This is a genomic window from Brachybacterium sp. AOP3-A1-3, from assembly GCF_052378285.1.
In the GTDB taxonomy this organism is placed as follows: domain Bacteria; phylum Actinomycetota; class Actinomycetes; order Actinomycetales; family Dermabacteraceae; genus Brachybacterium.
The window spans coordinates 58,694-78,201 of sequence record NZ_JBQSXM010000009.1 but is presented as its reverse complement, the minus strand read 5'-3'; the positions used below and the strand labels follow the sequence as shown (position 1 = coordinate 78,201).

Annotated in this window: 14 protein-coding genes; 11 read left to right on the top strand and 3 right to left on the bottom strand. The window is 68.0% G+C overall.

Features of this window, described 5'->3' with window-relative positions; genetic code table 11:
• Positions 1-230: 230 nt before the first annotated feature.
• The 11 genes from ACT3T5_RS13140 to ACT3T5_RS13090 all read left to right on the top strand — a co-directional run bounded on the left by ACT3T5_RS13140 (position 231) and on the right by ACT3T5_RS13090 (position 15,720).
• Complete coding sequence (locus ACT3T5_RS13140) at positions 231-1,565, top strand: ABC transporter substrate-binding protein (protein WP_443403142.1); 1,335 nt, start codon at positions 231-233, stop codon at positions 1,563-1,565.
• Positions 1,562-2,446, top strand: coding sequence for a carbohydrate ABC transporter permease (locus ACT3T5_RS13135; RefSeq protein WP_444594550.1), 885 nt, complete (start codon positions 1,562-1,564; stop codon positions 2,444-2,446). The genes ACT3T5_RS13140 and ACT3T5_RS13135 overlap by 4 nt, the downstream gene beginning before the upstream one ends.
• Positions 2,443-3,408 carry a carbohydrate ABC transporter permease gene (locus ACT3T5_RS13130; RefSeq protein ID WP_444594549.1) on the top strand — a complete coding sequence of 322 codons (966 nt, stop codon included), beginning with the start codon at positions 2,443-2,445 and terminating at the stop codon, positions 3,406-3,408. The genes ACT3T5_RS13135 and ACT3T5_RS13130 overlap by 4 nt, the downstream gene beginning before the upstream one ends.
• A 331-nt stretch (positions 3,409-3,739) precedes the next feature.
• Positions 3,740-5,098, top strand: a complete 1,359-nt coding sequence (locus tag ACT3T5_RS13125) for a serpin family protein (protein ID WP_444594548.1) — start codon at positions 3,740-3,742, stop codon at positions 5,096-5,098.
• A 414-nt stretch (positions 5,099-5,512) separates the two neighbouring features.
• Positions 5,513-7,243: an ABC transporter ATP-binding protein gene (locus tag ACT3T5_RS13120; protein ID WP_444594547.1), complete on the top strand. Its 1,731-nt coding sequence runs from the start codon at positions 5,513-5,515 to the stop codon at positions 7,241-7,243.
• An 80-nt stretch (positions 7,244-7,323) separates the two neighbouring features.
• Positions 7,324-9,249: a glycoside hydrolase family 35 protein gene (locus ACT3T5_RS13115; protein WP_444594546.1), complete on the top strand. Its 1,926-nt coding sequence runs from the start codon at positions 7,324-7,326 to the stop codon at positions 9,247-9,249.
• Between the two features lie 303 nt (positions 9,250-9,552).
• A complete protein-coding gene (locus ACT3T5_RS13110) occupies positions 9,553-10,665 on the top strand; it encodes an ABC transporter permease (RefSeq protein WP_443353625.1) in 1,113 nt (370 codons plus the stop codon).
• A 9-nt stretch (positions 10,666-10,674) separates the two neighbouring features.
• Positions 10,675-11,628: an ABC transporter permease gene (locus tag ACT3T5_RS13105; protein ID WP_193116613.1), complete on the top strand. Its 954-nt coding sequence runs from the start codon at positions 10,675-10,677 to the stop codon at positions 11,626-11,628.
• Positions 11,629-11,687: 59 nt separating this feature from the next.
• Positions 11,688-13,358: an ABC transporter substrate-binding protein gene (locus ACT3T5_RS13100; RefSeq protein WP_193116614.1), complete on the top strand. Its 1,671-nt coding sequence runs from the start codon at positions 11,688-11,690 to the stop codon at positions 13,356-13,358.
• Positions 13,359-13,471: 113 nt separating this feature from the next.
• A complete protein-coding gene (locus ACT3T5_RS13095) occupies positions 13,472-14,527 on the top strand; it encodes an ABC transporter ATP-binding protein (protein WP_193116615.1) in 1,056 nt (351 codons plus the stop codon).
• Entirely contained in the window at positions 14,524-15,720 is a 1,197-nt protein-coding gene (locus ACT3T5_RS13090) for an ABC transporter ATP-binding protein (RefSeq protein WP_444594545.1), read from the top strand. Before ACT3T5_RS13095 ends, ACT3T5_RS13090 begins: the two co-directional genes overlap by 4 nt.
• A 24-nt stretch (positions 15,721-15,744) precedes the next feature.
• On the opposite strand, the gene ACT3T5_RS13085 is transcribed toward ACT3T5_RS13090, so the two are convergent.
• The 3 genes from ACT3T5_RS13085 to ACT3T5_RS13075 all read right to left on the bottom strand — a co-directional run bounded on the left by ACT3T5_RS13085 (position 15,745) and on the right by ACT3T5_RS13075 (position 19,261).
• Positions 15,745-17,379 carry a sugar ABC transporter substrate-binding protein gene (locus tag ACT3T5_RS13085; RefSeq protein WP_443353624.1) on the bottom strand — a complete coding sequence of 545 codons (1,635 nt, stop codon included), beginning with the start codon at positions 17,377-17,379 and terminating at the stop codon, positions 15,745-15,747.
• A gap of 26 nt (positions 17,380-17,405) precedes the next feature.
• Positions 17,406-18,266, bottom strand: a complete 861-nt coding sequence (locus tag ACT3T5_RS13080; RefSeq protein WP_193116700.1) for a carbohydrate ABC transporter permease — start codon at positions 18,264-18,266, stop codon at positions 17,406-17,408.
• A gap of 116 nt (positions 18,267-18,382) precedes the next feature.
• Complete coding sequence (locus tag ACT3T5_RS13075) at positions 18,383-19,261, bottom strand: ABC transporter permease (protein WP_226849757.1); 879 nt, start codon at positions 19,259-19,261, stop codon at positions 18,383-18,385.
• Between the last annotated feature and the right edge of the window lie 247 nt (positions 19,262-19,508).

Here is a 19,508-nt window from a genome sequence, read left to right as displayed (position 1 = left end):
CACGCTACCACCGTGAAACTATTTCCCGACCGCCAGCAGAGCCCCCTGGGGCCGGACGACGCGCATATCACAATGTAGAGTTTTCCGAGGTTCGTTCACTAAGTTGCCGAAGATCGCGGATGTGATGTGACGCACCCGTAGGTCACGGTCCGAACCTGGGGGCCGGATCCGCCCCGGATCCGGTTATCGTGAACGTTCACCCTCGACGAGGAGGAAAGGAGCCCACCCTCATGAAGAGCTATACACGGCGCGCGGCGCTCGCCGCCTCAGGCGCCGTCGGAATGGGCGCTGCCCTAGCGGCCTGCGCCCCGCCGAACCCCGGCAACGTCAATGCTGAGGCGACCATCCCCCCATCCGACGGTCCCGTCACCGTCAGCTACTGGGCCTGGCTGAAGGACCTGCAGAAGGTCGCGGACGTCTACAACGCCAGCCAGGACAGGATCAAGGTCGAGACGACCTGGATCCCCGGCGGCAACTCCGGCGGCTACGCCAAGATCCTGTCCGCAGTCGCTGCGGGCGGCGGTCCGGACATCGCCCAGGTCGAGCTGCGGCAGGTCCCGGAGTTCGCCCTCGCCGGCGCCCTGGTCGACCTCACCCGCTACGGCTTCGCCGAGCAGGCATCCGCCTTCGACCCCGGCGCGATCGCCCAGGTCAAGGTCGGTGACTCCTACTGGGCCGTTCCGCAGGACACCGGCCCCGTGGCCACGTTCTACAACCGTGAGGTCCTCGAGGGCGAGCTCGGTCTGCAGGCCCCGACCACCTGGGACGAGTTCCGCGAGACCGCGGCCGCCGTCTCCGACGCCGGCAAGCAGCTCATCAGCCTGGACCCCTCCGACGGCTCCCACCCGATCGCCTGGGCGATGCAGTCCGGTGCGGTCTGGTTCCGCCCCGAGGGCGACGGCTGGATCATCGACATGCTCGGCGAGGACTCGATGCGGGTCGCCGACTTCTGGGACGAGATCCTCGCCTCGAAGATCATCGGCACCGGCTACGGCTCCTATTCCACGCCCTGGATGGCGGCCGCCGGCGACGGCAAGGTGCTCGCCTCCATCAGCGGCTCCTGGTCCGACGCGCTGACCGAGTCCGTCCCCGGCGGCGCCGGCAAGTGGGCCGTGGCGCCCATGCCGCGCTGGCAGGACGGCTACGCCTCCGGCGGCCATGGCGGCTCGTCGGCCGCGGTGCTGTCCACCAGCAAGCATCCCGTCGAGGCGCTCGAGTTCCTCACCTGGATGTGCACCGACCCCGCAGGCATCGACGCCATGATCGAGTTCTCCGGCATCGGCTGGTCGCCCGCCAAGGACTACATCGGCAAGATCCGCCAGCAGCCCTCCGAGTTCTTCTCCGGACAGAACTACAACGAGGAGGTCATCGTCCCGATGGCTGAGGGACAGAACCTCGACTGGACCTGGGCACCGATGATGCAGCGGGCACAGGCCATCATCGGTGACGGCTTCACGCAGGCCGTCGCCGGCGAGCAGACGCTCGTGGACATGCTCGAGAACTCGCAGAAGGAGATCATCAAGATCATGCGGGACATGGGACTGGATGCGGAGGAGGCGCGATGAGAAGCAAGACTGCCCCCTGGGTGCTGCTGGCGCCCTTCCTGATCGTCTTCATCGGCACGATGATCGTGCCGATCTTCATGGCCGTCGGGTACAGCTTCACCACCGTCACCCGGTCCGGCCTGCTCGGCGAGGGCGGCCTGACGAACAACTTCGCGTGGTTCGACAACTACGTCGCGGCCCTGACGAATGCGAACTTCGTGGCCTCCATCGGGCGCATGATCCTGTTCGGCATCGTGCAGGTGACGGTCATGATCATCGCCGCCACCGTCCTCGCGCTGCTGCTCGAGAGCGCCTCGGCGAAGTGGCCCGGATTCTTCCGCGCCACCTACTTCCTGCCCTACGGCATCCCCGGCGTCATCGCCACGATCCTGTGGTCGTTCCTCTACATCCCGGGCCTGTCCCCGATCGTGGACGTCCTCGGCGCCATCGGCATCACCATCGACTTCCTCGGCCCCAACATGGTGCTGTGGTCCATCGCGAACATCGTGACCTGGACCTACACCGGCTACAACATGCTGATCATCATCGCGCAGCTGAAGTCGATCCCCGGTGAGCTCTACGAAGCCGCGAAGCTCGACGGCGCCAGCTCGCTGCGCGTCGCGACCTCGATCCAGCTCCCGCTGATCCGCCCGGCCCTGATGCTCACGGTGATCTTCTCGATCATCGGCACGCTGCAGCTTTTCGCCGAGCCGCGGCTGCTGCAGACCATGAGCGCAGGCATCACCTCGGAGTACACCCCGAACATGTCCGCCTATGCCTTCGCGTTCCAGTACAACGACATCGGCATGGCCGCGGCGCAGTCCGTGATCATCGCGGTCGCCGCCTTCCTGCTCTCGGCCATCGCGCTGGGGGTCTCGAACTGGATGGAGAAGCGCGGATGAGCGCCACCGACAACGCCCACACAGGCAGCACCACCACCGCCACCCGGGGGAACAAGCCTCTGGGCAACGCCGCCAAGGCCGCCCGCGGCGACGACGGCCGCGCCGGGAACCGGGACGCCGGTCGCAAGCCGACCACCACGATCCTCGTCACCGCGATCCTCGCGATCGTCGCGCTGTACTTCCTGGTGCCCGTGTACTGGGTGGTCATCAACGCCACCAAGTCGACCGAGGACCTCTTCGGCACCAACGGCTTCTGGTTCGGCGAGAACTTCCAGCTCTGGGAGAACGTCAAGGCCGTGTTCGCGGCCAACGGCGGGATCTTCCCCCGCTGGGGCCTGAACTCGCTGCTGTACTCCGGGGTCGGCTCCGTGCTGGCGACCTACTTCTCGGTCGCCGCCGGGTACGCCCTGGCCAAGTACCGCTTCCGGGGCCGGAAGCTCGTGTACGGGCTGGTCCTGGGCGGCGTGCTGGTCCCCGGCACCGCCGTGGCCCTCCCGCTGTTCTTCGTGTTCTCCTCGATCGGGATCACGAACACCTACTGGGCGGTGCTGATCCCCTCGCTGGTGAGCCCGTTCGGTCTGTTCCTGGCCTCGATCTACGCCGGCGCCGCAGTGCCCGACGAGCTCCTCGAAGCGGGCCGGATCGACGGCGTGGGCGAGCTGGGGCTGTTCCACCGCCTCGCGCTGCCGCAGCTCACCCCGGCGATCGTGACCATCCTGCTGTTCCAGTTCGTCGCGATCTGGAACAACTACATGCTCCCGCTGGTTATGCTGGCTGACGAGAAGCTGTACCCGATCACCCTGGGCCTGGACAACTGGCGGGCCCAGACGGATCGTCTGCCGGAGTTCTACCAGCTCACCACCGGCGGCGCCCTGCTGTCGGTGATCCCGCTGGCGATCCTCATCCTGGTGCTGCAGCGATTCTGGCGCGGCGGCCTCACCGAGGGCTCCGTCAAGGGCTGACACCCCGCCCGTCGGCTCGGCCGCTGCGTCATCGCGCCGGCCGGGACCCGGCGTCATCGCGACGGCCCAGCGTCGCCGCGCAGGCCCGACGCCTGCGTCGTCGCGACGCGATTGTGCGCTGTGCTTCCGAGTGTGGAAGCACAGCGCACATTGTCGTTCGGGAGGGGATCGGGCGAGAGTCGGCAAGGATCGGAGGGTCGAGGTGGGCGCGGGCCGGGAGGGGATAGGTCAGGGCGGGGTGCTGATCGACGGTCCCTGATCGGGGCGGACGGGACTCTTCCGCACCTCGAGGCGCTTGCATCCGCGGCGTCGGCCCTCTTCGATAGGACCCATGACGTCACCAACCTCCCGTTCCGTGCCGCGTCCCGGCCCTCCTCGCCGTGCCGTGCTCGCTGTCGGGGCGGCGCTCCCGCTGGCCTCCGTCGGCCTCGCCGCCTGCAGCGACGAGACCGGCACGGGCGAGATCGCGGAGCCGGACCTCGCCGCTGACCTGCCGCGCGCGGATCCCGGCCCGGCCGATGGGGCCGGTGCCCTGGCGATCCCCTTCACCGCGCGTCTGCTCGGGGCCGTGGACAGGGCCGAGGTGAACACCGTCTGCTCACCGCTGTCGGCGCAGATCGCCCTGACCATGGCCGGCCTCGGCGCGGCGGGGGATACCCGTGCCCAGATGGAGGAGGTGCTCGGCGGCAGCATCGACGAGCTCGCGGCCACCGCGAACACCCTCTCGAGCGTGCTCGCCGCCGTCGGCGACGAGGAGCGGGAGGAAGCCGACGAGGCCGACGAGGACGCGCCCGAGCCGGCAGTCGCCGCGCTCGTCAACGGCACCTGGCTGCAGGAGGATCTCGCCGTCGACGAGGATTTCCTGGCCAGCCTCGCGACCCACTTCGGCAGCGGCATCTACGAGGTCGACTTCACCGACGGGCGGACACGGGAGAAGGGTCGCGAACGCATCAACGACTGGGTCGCCGACGCCACGGACGACCTCATCGAGGACCTCATCCCCGAGGGGGCGCTCGAGGACTCGACACGCCTGGTGCTGGTCAACGCCCTGCACCTCAAGGCTGCCTGGCCGCAGCCCCTGACCCCGGAGGGAGGCACCTTCACCACCGGCGCGGGCGAGGAGATGAGCGCGGAGATGCTCCGCGGCACCACCTCCTCCTGGTACGAGGACGACCTGTGCCGCGCCACCGCCCTGGACACCGCCGCTGGCGACCTCGCGCTCGCCCTGGTCCAGCCGGTCGCGGACCTCGCGAGCGTGCTGGACGCCTGGGCCGACGCCGCGGACGATTCCCGCGCCGGGCTGGGCGCCCTGCTCGACGGACTCGTGGAAGGAGGGGCGACCACCGAGCTGACCTTCCCCGGCTTCGACATCGACTGGGACGCGTCCTTGCAGGAGACCCTCCGGGAGCTCGGCATGACCGACGCCTTCACGGGCGCGGCCGACTTCTCCGGCATCACGACCAAGGAGGAACTGGCCATCTCCGCGGTCCTGCAGAAAGCTGTGATCACGGTCGACGAGCACGGTATGGAGGCTGCCGCCGCGACCGCAGTGGGCGTCGGGGCCGTGTCGGCACCGGCGGACGTGCACGAGCTGGTCCTGGATTCGCCGTTCCTGTTCGTCGTCTACGAGAGGACCACGCGGGCGCCGCTGGTGCTCGGCTGGATCGGGGACCCGACGCAGACGCGGTGACGAGCTGACGGGGCGACGCGCTGACGGGCTGACGCGATGACGCGCTGACGGGCTGACGCGATGACGTGATGACGGGCTGTCGGGGCGACGCGCGGACGGGCGCGCAGGCGGGCGGGGGAGCCCGTCGGCCCGCTCCTCCCTCGGGTCGTCGAATGCATCGAAATGGCTCACCGGTGGGACGTTTCCGTGGACTCGGCGGCCCGAGGCCCGACGTGTCGCACCCGCGGCCCGCGGCCCGGCGTGTCGCCCCCGCGGCCCAAGGCCGGCGTGTCGCCCCCGCGGCCCAAGGCCGGCGTGTCGCATCCGTGGCCCGCGATGCGGCGCTCGGACGCGAGGGGGCGGGAGGGCGGATGCCGGGGCTCGGATCCGCGGAAATCGCGTGCGGTTGTCCCACCCGCGTGAAAGGTTTGTCCGATGGGCATCTTCGCGGTGGGGGCATGGAGCATCCGGCAGGCGTGGCGGGCGGCCCCGCGCATGGTTCTGGCCGCCGTGGTCCTGGGTCTGCTCGTCGCGGCCGTCCCGTCGCTCCAGGTGATCCTCATGGCGGACTTCGTCGGCTCCCTCACCGGCGCGGACAGCTTCGACGATGTCTCCCGACCTTTCGCGGGCCTCGTGCTGCTCATCGCCTTCACCGGGCCGGTCGAGGCGATCGCCGGCACCATGCAATGGCGGGTCGTGGACCTCATCGGCCTCCACTCCAAGCGCGAGGTCGCCGACACCCTCTCGACCCTCCCGCCCACCGTGCTGGCGGACCCGGGAGCCGCCGCCGACATCGAGGCGGGGAACAAGGCCGCCGAGGAGGAGCTGGCCTTCCTCTACCCCTTCGTGCTCAGCCTGCTGCGCGACATCCTGTCGGTGGTGGGAGTGTTCCTCACCCTGGCCACGATGAGCCCGCTCGCGGCGGTGTTCGTGCTGGTCTCCCTGCTCCCGATGCTGATCGCCTCGCAGCGGATCACGCGCATCAGCTCGCGGATGTGGGACGACATCGGCAAGCTCTACTGGCGTTCGCGCTATCTCCACCAGCACCTGGTCACCACGGCACCCTCGATCGAGCTGACCTCGCTCGGCGCCACCGGGCAGATCTCCTCGAAGGTCTCCTCGACGATCGGCGAGATCACCGACCGCAAGGCGCAGACCTACCTGCCGATGCTCTCCTGGCGCCTGCTAGCAGGAGTGGCGACCTCGCTGCTGCTGGCCGGGGCGCTCGCCGCGCTGGTGGTCGGCGTGCAGTACGGCCCGGCTGCGGCCGGCGGCGTCTACGGGGTGATGGCGGCGATGGGCGCCGTCGGCTCCCTCGGCTCGAACCTCGGGCAGATCGTCGAGGGCGGGGCTCCCTTCGAGCGGTACCAGAAGCTGCTGGCCATGCGGCGCGAGGGACGGGACCCCTCGCTCGCCCGCGATGCGCTCTCCCTCGTGGTCCGGGGCGTCTCCCACACCTATGAGGGCAAGGACGAACCGTCGCTGGTGAACCTCGATCTCCGGATCGACAAGGGCAGCATCGTGGCCCTGGTCGGAGTGAACGGCGCCGGCAAGACCACCTCGGTCAACTCGATCGTGGGCACCCTGGACCCGCAGCACGGCGAGATCAGCATCGACGGACGCACCCGCGCGGACATGCCCTTCCAGGACTGGGTAGGGCACTTCGGCACCCTCACCCAGGAGTTCGGGCGTTACGAGCTCACGGTGCGCGAATCGCTCCAGCTGGGCACCCCGCGCACCGATGTGCGCGACGAGGAGATGTGGGCGGCGCTCGAAGCGGCGAACGCCGCCGGCATGGTGCGCGGCTTCGACAAGGGCCTGGACCAGCAGCTGGGGTCCCAGTGGGACGGGGGAGTGGGGCTCTCGGGAGGGCAGTGGCAGCGGATCTCCCTGGCCCGCATCCACCTGCGCGCGGCACCGATCTGGATCCTCGATGAACCGACCAGCGCGATCGACGCCGAAGCGGAGCAGGACATCTTCCGCGAGCTGCAGCGCTCGCGGGCCGACAGGATCACGATCGTCGTCTCGCACCGGGCCTGGACCCTGCGCGGCATGGACGAGATCCTCGTGGTCGACGAGGGCCACGTGGTCGAGCGTGGGCGCTACGACGAGCTGCTCGCCCGTGGTGGGCGCTTCACGGAGATCTTCGCCGAGCAGGCCGGCTGAGAGGGCGCGGACGGCGCGCGCCGCCCTCGGAATTCCTGAGACACTGGGCGTAAGACGTTTCACCGAGAGGACGACCACCGATGACCGCCCTGCTGCAGCCCACGCCCGACGGATTCCTCCGCGCCGGAGACCCCCACCTCGTGATCTCCGGGGCGATCCACTACTTCCGGGTCCACCCCGACCAGTGGCGCGATCGCCTGCGTCGCCTGGTCGCGATGGGCTGCAACACGGTGGAGACCTATGTGGCCTGGAACGTCCATCAGCCGGCTCCGGACGTCGTCGACTTCGAGGGCATCGCGAACCTCGGCCGCTTCCTCGACATCGCCGGCGAGGAGGGCCTGGACGCGATCGTCCGCCCCGGTCCCTACATCTGCGCCGAGTGGGAGAACGGCGGGTTCCCCGGCTGGATCCTCGCCGACCGCAACCTGCGCCTGCGCAACCGCAACGCCGCCTATCTCGCCCTCGTCGACGCCTGGTTCGACCAGCTCATCCCTGTGATCGCGCAGCGGCAGGCCAGCCGCGGCGGCAACGTCGTGATGGTCCAGGTGGAGAACGAGTACGGCAGCTTCGGCGACGACAGGACCTACCTCGCGCACCTGCGCGACGGTCTGCTCGCCCGCGGGATCGACGAGCTGCTGGTGACCTCCGACGGACCGGCCCGCATGTGGCTCACCGGCGGGACCGTCGAGGGCGCGCTGGGCACCGTGAACTTCGGCTCGCGCGCGCTCGAGGTGCTCACGATGGCGCAGGAGGAGCTGCCCGCCCAGCCGCAGATGTGCATGGAGTTCTGGAACGGCTGGTTCGACCACTGGGGCGAGGAGCATCACGAGCGCACCGGGGGCGATGCCGCCGGCGAGCTCGCCGACATGCTCGACAACGGCATGAGCGTCAACTTCTACATGGCCCACGGCGGCACCAACTTCGGCCTGCGCGCCGGCGCCAACCATGACGAGGCGCTCCAGCCCACCACCACGAGCTACGACTACGACGCCCCGATCGCGGAGAACGGCGAGCTCACCGCGAAGTTCCGCGCGTTCCGTGAGGTCATCGCCCGCCACGTCGAGCTGCCGCCGCTCGAGGAGCACCTGGCCCTCCTGGGCCTCGACGCTGTCCCTGCCCGGCTCCCCGCGGCCGAGGTGGCGATCGAGAAGGTCGTCGCCCTGCGCTCCACCGAGCGCTTCACGCGCGCCGCGGAGGTGCATCCCACGCCGCCCTCCTTCGAGGATCTCGGCCTCGAGCGCGGCCTGCTGCGCCTGAGCCGCGACATCGAGATCGCCGCCTCCGTGCGCGAGGGGCGCACCGAGATCTCCCCGCTGAAGCTCTACGACCTGCACGATCGCGCGTGGGTCTACGTCGACGGGATCTACGTCGGCGCCGCCGGCGTGGTGGGCAACGAGGTGCGGGACATCGACCCCGCCACGGTCGAGCTGAGCCCCTTCGCCGACCGACTCCTGCCCGACGGCGGCCGTCGTACCGTGCGCGTCGAGATCCTGGTCGAGAACCTCGGCCGCGTGAACTTCGGTCCGCGGCTGGGGGAGCGCAAGGGCATCCTCGGCGGCGTGTGGCAGACCATCCGCTTCCTCAACGACTGGGAGGCCGACGCCTGGCCGCTCGAGGACATGGGTGCCGAGCTCGCGCAGCTGGCAGTCGGAGCCGAGTCGGTCGGCGCGGAGGGGGCCGACGGGGCTCGAGGGGCCGTCGGTGTGGCGGAGTCCGGCACGTCGACGGTGCTCGACGACGCCCTGCCCGTGCTGGTCAGCGCCTCCTTCGAGGCCGACGGCGCAGCGGACACCTTCCTCGACGTCTCTGCGGCCGGGCACGGTGTCGCCTACGTCAACGGCTTCTGCGTGGGTCGCTACTGGAACATCGGCCCGCAGCAGACCCTCTACGTGCCCGCTCCGCTCGTGCGCGAGGGGACCAACGAGGTGCTGCTGCTCGACCTCGAGAAGCGGCCGATGCGCCTCGCCCTCGCTGAGGAGCATGTCTTCGGCCGCACCGGCGGCTGAGGCAGCAGGACCCGATCCCCGGCCCGTGCCGATCCCTGGACCGGCACGGCCTCGGCGGCCACCTGCTGCGATGGTGCAGGTCAGGTCACGAAGTGGTGACGGATTCTCCGGTCGCTGATCCGCAGTTGACGTTTTCGGGGATCGCCGCTTACGCTTCGTAAATCCTTTTGCGAACGTGACTGTCCGCACATCGCGACATGGTCGTCGCCGGGGTGGGGCACCGTTCTGATGCTCTCCGCGAAGACCGCCCGCGTACCGTCCCCGAGAAGCCGGAGAACCGACGATGACCCGTGAGGCTCAGCGATGACGCAGCCCACCGCGACCGGTCGACGTGAGGTCGCCCTGGAAGAACCGCTCCGCCCGGAGTCCGCTCTCCCCGGCGTGACCGGTGCGAAGCGCCGTCGCGGAGCAGGTGGCCGCGGGGCGTACTTCCTGCGCCGCCTGGGGAGCTATCTCGTGGTGATCTGGGCTGCGGTCACCTTGAACTTCTTCATCCCGCGCTTCATGCCCGGCGACCCGGCCGAGGCGATCCTGCGCAAGATCCGACAGACCACGGGCGAGCCGCCGTCGGATTCCCAGGTCGCCTCCGTGCGCCGCATGTACGGCAACCCCACCGAGAACATCGTCCACCAGTACTTCGACTACTGGGTGGGCGTGGCGAAGTTCGACTTCGGTGTCTCGACCGCGCACTACCCCACCCCGGTCTCCGAGATCGTGCTGCAGGCGCTGCCGTGGACCCTGTTCCTGATCGGGGTGAGCACGATCGTCGCCTGGATCATCGGCACGATCCTCGGCGCGGTCATGGGGTGGAAGCCCGGCAACCGCTTCGACTCCTGGTTCGCTCCGCTGTCCACGTTCTTCCACGCCTTCCCGGGTTTCTGGATCGCGCTGGTGCTGCTGTGGATCTTCTCGATCACGCTGGAATGGTTCCCGGTCTCAGGCGGATACGACACGTCGGTCCCGATGTCCCTGAACAACTTCTACTTCCTCCTCAGCGTCGTGTACTACGGCGCCCTGCCGATGTTCGCCCTGATCTTCATCGGCTTCAACGGCTGGCTGTTCTCGATGCGCAACGTCATGGTCGCCACCGTCACCGAGGACTACGTGCTGATGGCCCGCGCGAAGGGCCTGCCGGAGAAGAAGGTGCTGTTCAGCTATGCGGCGCGGAACGCGCTCCTGCCCAACGTCACCGGTCTGGCGATGGCGATCGGCGGCGTGATCGGCGGCGCGGTGCTCATCGAGGCCGTGTTCACCTATCCCGGCATGGGGTACCTGCTGCAGACCTCCATCACCGGGCACGACTTCCCGGTCATGCAGACGGTCCTGCTCCTGCTGACCTTCACCGCGATCGTCGCGAACTTCATCGCCGACTCGATCTACGTGCTCCTCGATCCGCGCGCGGCCGACACGAACTGAGGCACTCCCATGTTCACCGGATTCCTCCACAACCGCCGCGTGCAGATCGGCCTGGCCGCCTTCGGCCTCTGCGCCGGGATCGCGATCTTCGGCGACCTGATCCTGAAGGTTTACGGCTTCGGCCCCCTGGACGTGGACTACGACTACGTCGCCAGCGCGCCGCTGCGGGGCGGGCACCTCCTGGGCACCACGATCTCGGGCCAGGACGTGCTGTCCCAGCTCATCGCCGGTGCCCGCGGCTCACTCGCCGTCGGGACTCTCTCCGCACTGCTGGCCTGCACGATCGGTGCCCTCCTGGGCGTCTCGGCCGGCTTCATCGGCGGGGCGTACGACACCGTCGTCAATGCGATCACGAATGTCTTCATGACCATGCCGTCCTTCGCCCTGACCCTGATCGCGGCCGGGTACATCTCCGCCGCGGGCGGGCCCGGATCGGCCGGGATGGGCTGGGTGATGATGGCCTTCCTCATCGGCATCTTCGAGTGGCCCGGCATGGCCCGGTACATGCGCGCCCAGACCCTCACCCTGCGCGGCCGCGACTTCTCGATGGCCACCAAGCTGCTGGGCGAGAAGACCTGGCGCCTGGTCCTGTTCGAGATCATGCCGCATCTGCTGGGCATCATCTCCGCGCGCTTCCTGGCCGCGATCATGGCCGGCATCCTCGCCGAGGCCGGGCTGAACTTCCTGGGCGTCTCCACCGGCGGCGTCATCTCCTGGGGAACGATGATCACCAATGCCCAGAACCAGGGCGCGCTCACCCTGGGCTTCTGGTGGTGGTTCCTGCCCCCCGGCCTCGCGATCGCCGTGATCGGCACCGCGACGGCGATGGTGAACTTCGGCCTGGACGAGGTCACCAACCCGAAGCTGCGGACAGGCAACGAGAAGGTCGTCCGCGCCTTCCTCAGACGTCAGCGGGCCGAGGCACGCGCAGAGCAGCGCACCGCCGTCACGGCATCGAACTGACTGTTCCACCCCCTGCAGTTCTCCCTGATGTTCCTTCCGCACGAATCAGAGGTACAGACATGACCACGAGCTCCACGCGACGCACCTTCCTCGCCGGCTCAGCTGCGGCGGCCGCCGTCGGCGCGGCCGCCGGATGCAGCTTCGACAAGACCGCCGGTGACGGGGGCGGCGACGGGGCCAAGGCCTCCATAAACGTCAACTCCTTCGGTCCACGTCCCACGTTCATCGAGAACTTCAACCCGTTCTCCCCGACCGACGGCGTGATCGGCTCGAACTACCTCTACGACACGCTCGGATACGCCGACGTGAACAACAAGTACGAGATCGTCCCGTGGCTCGCCGAGAGCATCGACTTCGATCCGGAGGCCCGGAAGGCCACCGTGACCCTGCGCGATGACGCGACGTGGTCGGACGGCGAGAAGATCACCACCGCGGACCTGGTCTACACGGTGATGGAGCTGCCGAAGCAGGCTGAGAAGCAGAAGGCCACCGTCACCAGCTACGACTTCGAGGTCACCGCGGTCGACGACCTCGTCGCAGAGGTCACCTGGAGCGAGGAGAACGCCGACATCAGCGGCGATCGCAAACTCGCGGAGGTGCCGCTGTACCCCGAGCACGTCTTCTCTGCCGAGGACCTCGCATCGTTCACCAACGCCGATCCCGTGACCTCCTCTCCACTGGTGGTGAAGGAGTTCACCCCGCAGCGGGTCTCCTTCGCCGTCCGCGACGACCACTTCATGGGCGCCTGGGATCACATCGGCACCGTGAACTGGACGCCGTACGGCAGCGCCGAGATCGGCAAGTCGATGATCCTGCAGGGCACGATGGATGTGGCGACCCTCTCGCTGCAGAACGCCGAGGACACGATCGTGGCCAAGGGCAACCACTACTGGACCGTGGAGCTGGTGGGCACGGAGAGCCTCATCTTCAACACGGCCAAGGCGCCGTTCGACGACAAGAACGTGCGCCGGGCCGTCTACGCCGCACTGGACACCGACCAGATCCATTCGCTGTTCGACATCGGTCTCTCCTCGACCAGCCCCACCACGATGGACGAGAAGATCTTCGGCGAGGCCGTGGCCTCGGAGTATCGGGTCCAGCATGCTGCGGACCACGAGGCCGCCAAGAAGTTCCTGGCCGACGGCGGCTGGAGCGTCGAGGGCGGCAAGCTGGTCAAGGATGGCGAGTCCTACCCGGTCTCCTTCAAGACGGTCGCCGACTACGTCAACTGGTCCACCTGGTCCGATGGCGTGAAGGCGCAGCTCAAGGACGTGCTGGGCCTCGATGTGGCGGTGCTGAAGATCCCGGACGCACAGATCTGGGATCAGTTCGGCACCGGCGAGTTCGAGATCGGCATGAGCTGGGTGGGCGGCGGCCCGCATCTCTCCGCGGTCTACGCCGACTTCCACTCCAAGGATGCCCTCCCGATCGGGGAGTCGAGCGATGGGAACTACGGCCGCATCCAGAATCCCGAGCTCGATGAGCTGCTGGACGCCTCCCGCGTCGAGTACGACGAGACCAAGCTCGTCGAACTCAGCCAGCAGATGCAGAAGATCGTGGTGGAGGAGGGTTACTGCGCGCCGTTCAACGCCTCGGCCTCCTTCCTCGAGGCCAGCGGCAAGAACTTCGAGGGCTTCCCGCAGAGCCCGCTCGGTGAGGGAGACATCGTTCCGCGTCCGTACGGCCCGGAGGGCTGGCAGACCATGGCCAAGCTCAAGCCGATCGCCTGATGTCGTCGGGCGGGTGGTGCAGACGCCCATCCGCCCGACGGATCGGCCGTCCCGGGGCCGCCGGCCCGCTGAACCCCTGAATCCGCAGTCATCCAGTTCTCAAGGAGCCCACCGTGACCCGTCGCGATGTCGGAGATGTCCTGCTCGAGGTGCAGGACCTCAGCGTCGACTACCTGACCCTCAACGGCGCCGTCAGCGCCGTCTCCCATGCGTCCTTCACCCTGCGCCGGGGAGAGATCCTGGGCCTGGCCGGGGAGTCCGGCTCCGGGAAGTCGACGCTCACCACTGCGCTGCTGCGCCTCCAGCGCTCGCCGGCGGTCACCGTCGGCGGGAAGGTGCTCTACCACGGGGACGACGGGACCGTCACGGATCTCGTGCCCCGTACCGACAAGGAGCTGCTGCACCTGCGGTGGAACAAGCTCGCCATCGTCATGCAGAGTGCGATGGACGCCCTGAACCCGGTCAAGCGGCTCGGCGCCCAGTTCGTCGACGTGCTGCGCCAGCACGATCCGCGGATGAGCGAGAAGGCGGCGCTCGAGCGGGCCGGCGACCTCCTGGCCCTCTCCGGCATCCCTCGTGACCGGGTGGACTCCTTCCCGCATGAGATGTCCGGCGGCATGCGCCAGCGCTCCCTGATCTCCCTCGCTCTGGCCTGCGACCCCGATCTGGTGGTGATGGACGAGCCCACGACCGCGGTCGACGTCGTCATGCAGCGGACCATCATGAGTCAGGTGCTGCGGCTGCAGCGCGAGCTGGGATTCGCGATCGTGTTCGTCACCCACGACCTCTCCCTGCTGCTGGAGCTCTCGGACCGCCTGGCCATCATGTACGCCGGGAAGGTCGTCGAGATCGGACCGTCGACCGAGCTCTACCACCACCCCAAGCACCCGTACACGAAGGCGCTGCGGGACTCGTTCCCGCCGTTGTACGCACCGCTGGTCGAGATGCGCGGGATCCCCGGCACGGCGCCGGACCTCATGAACCTCCCCGACGGCTGCGCCTTCGCACCGCGCTGCGCCCGGGCGATGGACCTCTGTCTCACGAAGCGACCCGAGCTGGTGCAGGTGAGCGAGAAGGTCGACGCGGCCTGTCATCTCAACGACCCCCAGAAGGAGCCCGTGGGCGCCGGTCCCTCCGACGCCCGCTCCGAGAACGGACACGCAGCATGACCACGACATCCACCCGCACCGAGCAGCCCCGACAGGACGCCGAGCGTGAGGTCGTCCTCGAGGCCCGTGACGTCACCAAGCACTTCACCGTGCGCGGCAAGAAGGGCAGCGCTGTCGTGCGCGCTGTCGAAGGCGTCGACCTCGAGCTGCACCGCGGCGAGATCGTCGCCATGGTGGGGGAGTCGGGGTCCGGGAAGACCACCGTTGCCCGTCTGCTGAGCCTGTACTACCCGACCACCGGCGGGGAGATCCTGCTCGAGGGGAAGCCCGTCAGCCACGTCACGGGGCGCAAGGCGCTGACGTACTACGGCCAGGTGCAGCTGCTGTTCCAGGACCCCTTCGCCTCCTTGAACGCGCTGAAGCCGATCCGCCACATCTTGGGCAGGGCGCTGAAGATCCACGGCAAGGCCCGTGGGGCGAAGCAGGTCGAGCAGCGGATCCATGAGCTGCTGACGCGCGTGAACCTCACCCCGCCCGAGCAGTACATCGACAAGTACCCCCATGAGCTCTCCGGAGGGCAGCGTCAGCGGATCGTGATCGCCCGTGCGCTCGCCGTCGAACCGCGGGTGATGCTCGGCGACGAGCCGATCTCGATGCTCGACGTCTCCATCCGCCTGGATGTGCTGAACCTGCTCAAGAAGCTGCGCGACGAGGAGGGCCTGGCCCTGCTCTACATCACGCACGACATCGCGTCGGCCCGGTACATCGCCGACCGCATCAACGTCATGTACGCCGGGCAGATGGTCGAGGGCGGCAGCTCCGAAGAGGTCATCCACGACCCGCAGCATCCGTACACGCGCCTGCTGCTGGACTCCTCCCCGGACCCCGGCCGTGGCCTGGAGGGTGATCAGCAGTCCCTCTTCGACGAGGTGGGGGATCTCGGCGAGCCGCCCAGCCTGATCACCCCGCCGAAGGGATGCCGTTTCAACCCTCGCTGCCCCTTCGCGATGGACATCTGCAACGAGAAGGAGCCGGAGAAGGTCGAGGTCTCACCCGGTCACTGGGCGAAGTGCTGGCTGCATCAGGAGGGCAGGGCGGATCTGCTGAAGCAGCGGAACATCCAGTTCGGGGTCCCGATCGAGACCGCCGCAGCGGAGGCCGGGATCGATACGGTCAACGCCGAGGACATCCTGGACCGGACCGTCGCCCTAGAGGGCGAGACCACCGCCGACCTGGGACCGTTCCAGCCCTGACCCGGGTGCCGGACGCCGGGCGCCTCAAACCCGGTTCGAGGGGGTGACCGGGACGTCGTCCGGCAGCAGCTCTGAGAACTCCTCGAGGATCTGCTTGCCGCCCTTCTCCTCCCAGTCCCGGAGAGCGGCCTTGAAGTCGTCGATCGTGCCGCGGCCCTGGATCGCCTCGTCGCGCGCCTCGTCCAGGCGGGTCTTGATCTTGGTGCCGAGACGCGAGTTGGTCGGCGAGTACAGGCCCTTGATCGGGCTCTTCTGCGCCAGGGGCAGCAGCTCCTGCTCGCACTCGTAGATGTAGCGGGTGTCCTCGGGGATCGGGTTGTAGATGACGCCTTCGCCCGCAGCCATGATCTGCAGGGCGCTCTGCAGGCCGGGCACGTTCTGGGCCCCCGCCTCCGTGAACACGTAGTTGCCGTCCTCGACCGTGTACTCCTTGCCCTCGGTGCCCCAGTTGACCTGCATGTACTCGGTGGTCCCGAAGGGAGCAGACAGATAATCGACCACGCTCAGCAGCTCGCGGATGCGGGCCTCGTCAGCAGTCTTGCGGAACGGGGTGAAACCGACAGTGCCGTACCCCATGTCATAGGTGGGGATGCGCCCGTCGACGGCAGGGAACGGGATCAGGATGTCGCCCAGGAGATCGGGATTGTTCAGGCGAGTCTCCGCCGCACCGCGCGGCCCCACCGAGACCATCGCGGCAAGGGTGCCGTTGGCCAGCAGCTGGGGTGCTTCCGCGAGGTTCAGGTCGGGATAGAACGCCCCTGCGGCGAACAGCTCACGAGCGAACTCGAGAGTTTCGAGGTACTCGTCGGTCTGCTGCGCGGCGGTGAGGCTGCGGTCCTCCTCGACCCTATATCCGTTGGGCACACCGAACCATTCGCCGATCATATGGAACGCATTGGGCAGGAAGGGCTCGAGCGCCCAGCGCTTGCCCGGGATCGACAGCTCCTGGCATTTCTCCAGGAACTGGGCTGCGCTCTCGGCGGTGAATCCGTCCACCTCCTGCCAGACCTCCGGATTGCCGACGTAGACCTGGCCGAAGGGTGTCGACGGGATGGGAGCTCCCCAGATCCTCCCGTTGACCACCGCGGTGCGCCAGGAGTCCTGCCGGAGAGCGGCGAGGTTCGGGTACTCGAGCACTGCGTCGCCGGCCAGGTAGTCGGTGAGATCGGTGAAGGCCGCATCGAGCATCGGCCCGATGTTGGGTATGCCCTGGTTCGGCGGCACCCACATGAGATCCGGCAGATTGCCCGAGGCCAGGGTGGTGGCGAACTTCGAGGGATAGTCGTCCACCACCACGTCGAGATCGAGCACGCCACCCATCGCCGAGTTCAGGCGCTTCCAATAGGGGTTGCGGTCCATCGGCGGAGGAGGGGTCTGGAAGGTCTGGGTCAGGCCGGAGATCGTGCCCGAGGTGATGGGTCTGCCTGAGGTGGTCGAGATCAGCTGCTCGGGGACCGTCAGGTACGCGTCATGGAGACCATCGGCATTGCCGACCAGATCCGGGGCGAGTCCTTCCAACGGCTGATAGGTCGGCAGGGTGATGTCCGGGACGTCGGGAAGCTCCGGCTCGGGCCGGGGGCCGCACGAGGCGGCGCCGGCTCCGAGCGTGAGTGCTCCGGCGGCGGCGAGGACGTGGCGACGTCGGGGTTCGGGGCTCATGGGTGCCTTTCTCGAGGGCAGTTCGTTCAGCCCTTGACGGCGCCGGTGATGACGCCCTTGGAGAAGTACTTCTGGAGGAAGGGGTAGACCAGCAGGATCGGGACCAGCGCCACGACGACGACGGCCATCTTGATCGACTGCGGGGCGGCGGTCTGCTGGACGCCGAGCTGGTCCGCAGTCATCGATGTGCCCTGGATGACGTAGCTGCGCAGGATGAGCTGGATCGGCCAGAGCTCCTGGTCGTTGATGTAGAGCATCGCGTTGAAGAAGGCGTTCCAGTACGCCACCGCGTAGAACAGCCCGATCACGGCGATCACCGCTTTCGACAGCGGGATGACGATCTGCCAGAGGATCCGGAAGTCGCTGGCCCCGTCGATGCGGGCGGCTTCGAGCAGCTCCTGGGGCAGCGCCATGAAGAACGAGCGCATCACGATGAAGTTGAAGGCGGCGAATGCCGTCGGCAGGATCAGGGACCACAGGCTGTCCAGCATGTGCAGTTCTTTGATCATGAGGTACAGCGGGATCAGCCCGGGGGAGAAGAACATCGTCAGCACGATCGCCAACAGCATCGGCTTGCCGAACAGGACCGGGCGGCTGAGGGCGTAGGCCATCGTGATCGTCACGAACAGCGCGATGAGCGTTCCAGCCACCGTCACCAGCACGCTCACACCCAGCGAGCGAAAGATGAGCGGGCTGGCGAAGATGGTGCGGTATGCCTCGAGCGTCGGCTCGGTCGGGAAGAGCACGTAGCCGCCGGCCTCGCGGATCTCTGCGTCCGAGGCGAGCGAGGTGGAGACCACGACGAGCATCGGCACCAGGATCGAGATCGAGATCGCGAGGATCACGAGGGTCTTGAGGAGGGTCAGCGAGGGGGAGGGCCTCTCCATCCATGCGGGCCGTTCCGAGCGTCCGCCGATCAGGTCCCAGAGCCGTCGGTGGAATCCCCGTTCGTCCGGCAGCGCGGAGCGTGTCGAGTTCTCGAGGGGGTGCGTGGTCGATGTGCTCACTTGCTGCTCCCGCGGTAGATGCCGTCCTCACCGAGCAGGTGGGCGATCTTGTTGGAGGCGAGGATGAGGACCGTGCCCACGACTCCCTTGGCCAGGCCGGCGGCCGCGCCCATCGACCAGCTGCCGTCGATCACGCCCGCGTAGTAGCTGTACGTGTCGAGCACTTCGGCGGCATCGGGGCCGACGGCGTCTCGCTGGAGGATGAACTGCTCGAAGCCGACGGTGAGGATCGACCCGAGCTGCAGGATCAGCAGCAGCACGATCACCGGGCGCATGCCGGGAAGCGTGATATGCCAGATGCGATGGAGGCGTCCTGCGCCGTCCGTCGCGGCGGATTCGTACAACGAGGCCGGGATGGAAGCGAGCGCCGCGAGGAAGATGATCATTCCCCATCCGGCGTCCTTCCAGACCACCTGCAGGGTCACCAGCAGGGGGAAAGTGCTCGGGTTGGTCATGAAGGGGATCGTGTCCATGCCATGGGAGGCCAGGAACTGGTTGATGAACCCAGCGCCGCCCAGCATCTGCTGGAACAGGGCGATGACCAGCACCCATGACAGGAAGTGCGGCAGGTAGACGATCGACTGGAAGGCCTTGCGGAAGCGCGGCGTCATCACCGAGTCGACGATCAGCGCGAGCACGATCGGGACCGGGAAGAACAGCACCAGCTGGACGACCGCCAGCACGAGCGTGTTGCGCAGAGCGATCAGGAACTGCTCGTCGTTGAACAGGTCGATGAAGTTCCACAGCCCTACCCACTCGGCCTCGGGGATCGTGATGAAGGGGTAGTAGTCCTGGAAGGCGATGACATTGCCGAGGATGGGGACGTAGAAGAACAGCAGCAGGCACAGGGCCCCAGGGATCATCAGGACGAGCATCTGCCAGTCCTTCCGCACCCGGTTGCGGAAGGTGCCCCGTGGTCTCCGGGGCGCGGACGATGTGCTCCGAGCGGCCCTCACCACCTGCGGGGGCGGTGCGGGGGATTGCGCTGTCGAGGTGGTCACGAGATCGGTCCTCTCGGTCGGCGCCCCGGGGAGGCGGCACTCACCCGTCGGCATCGGCACCTTGACAGGGTGAGATCGAGAGTAAATGCTTTCACCTACTTTGTAAATCGGTTCAAACTCG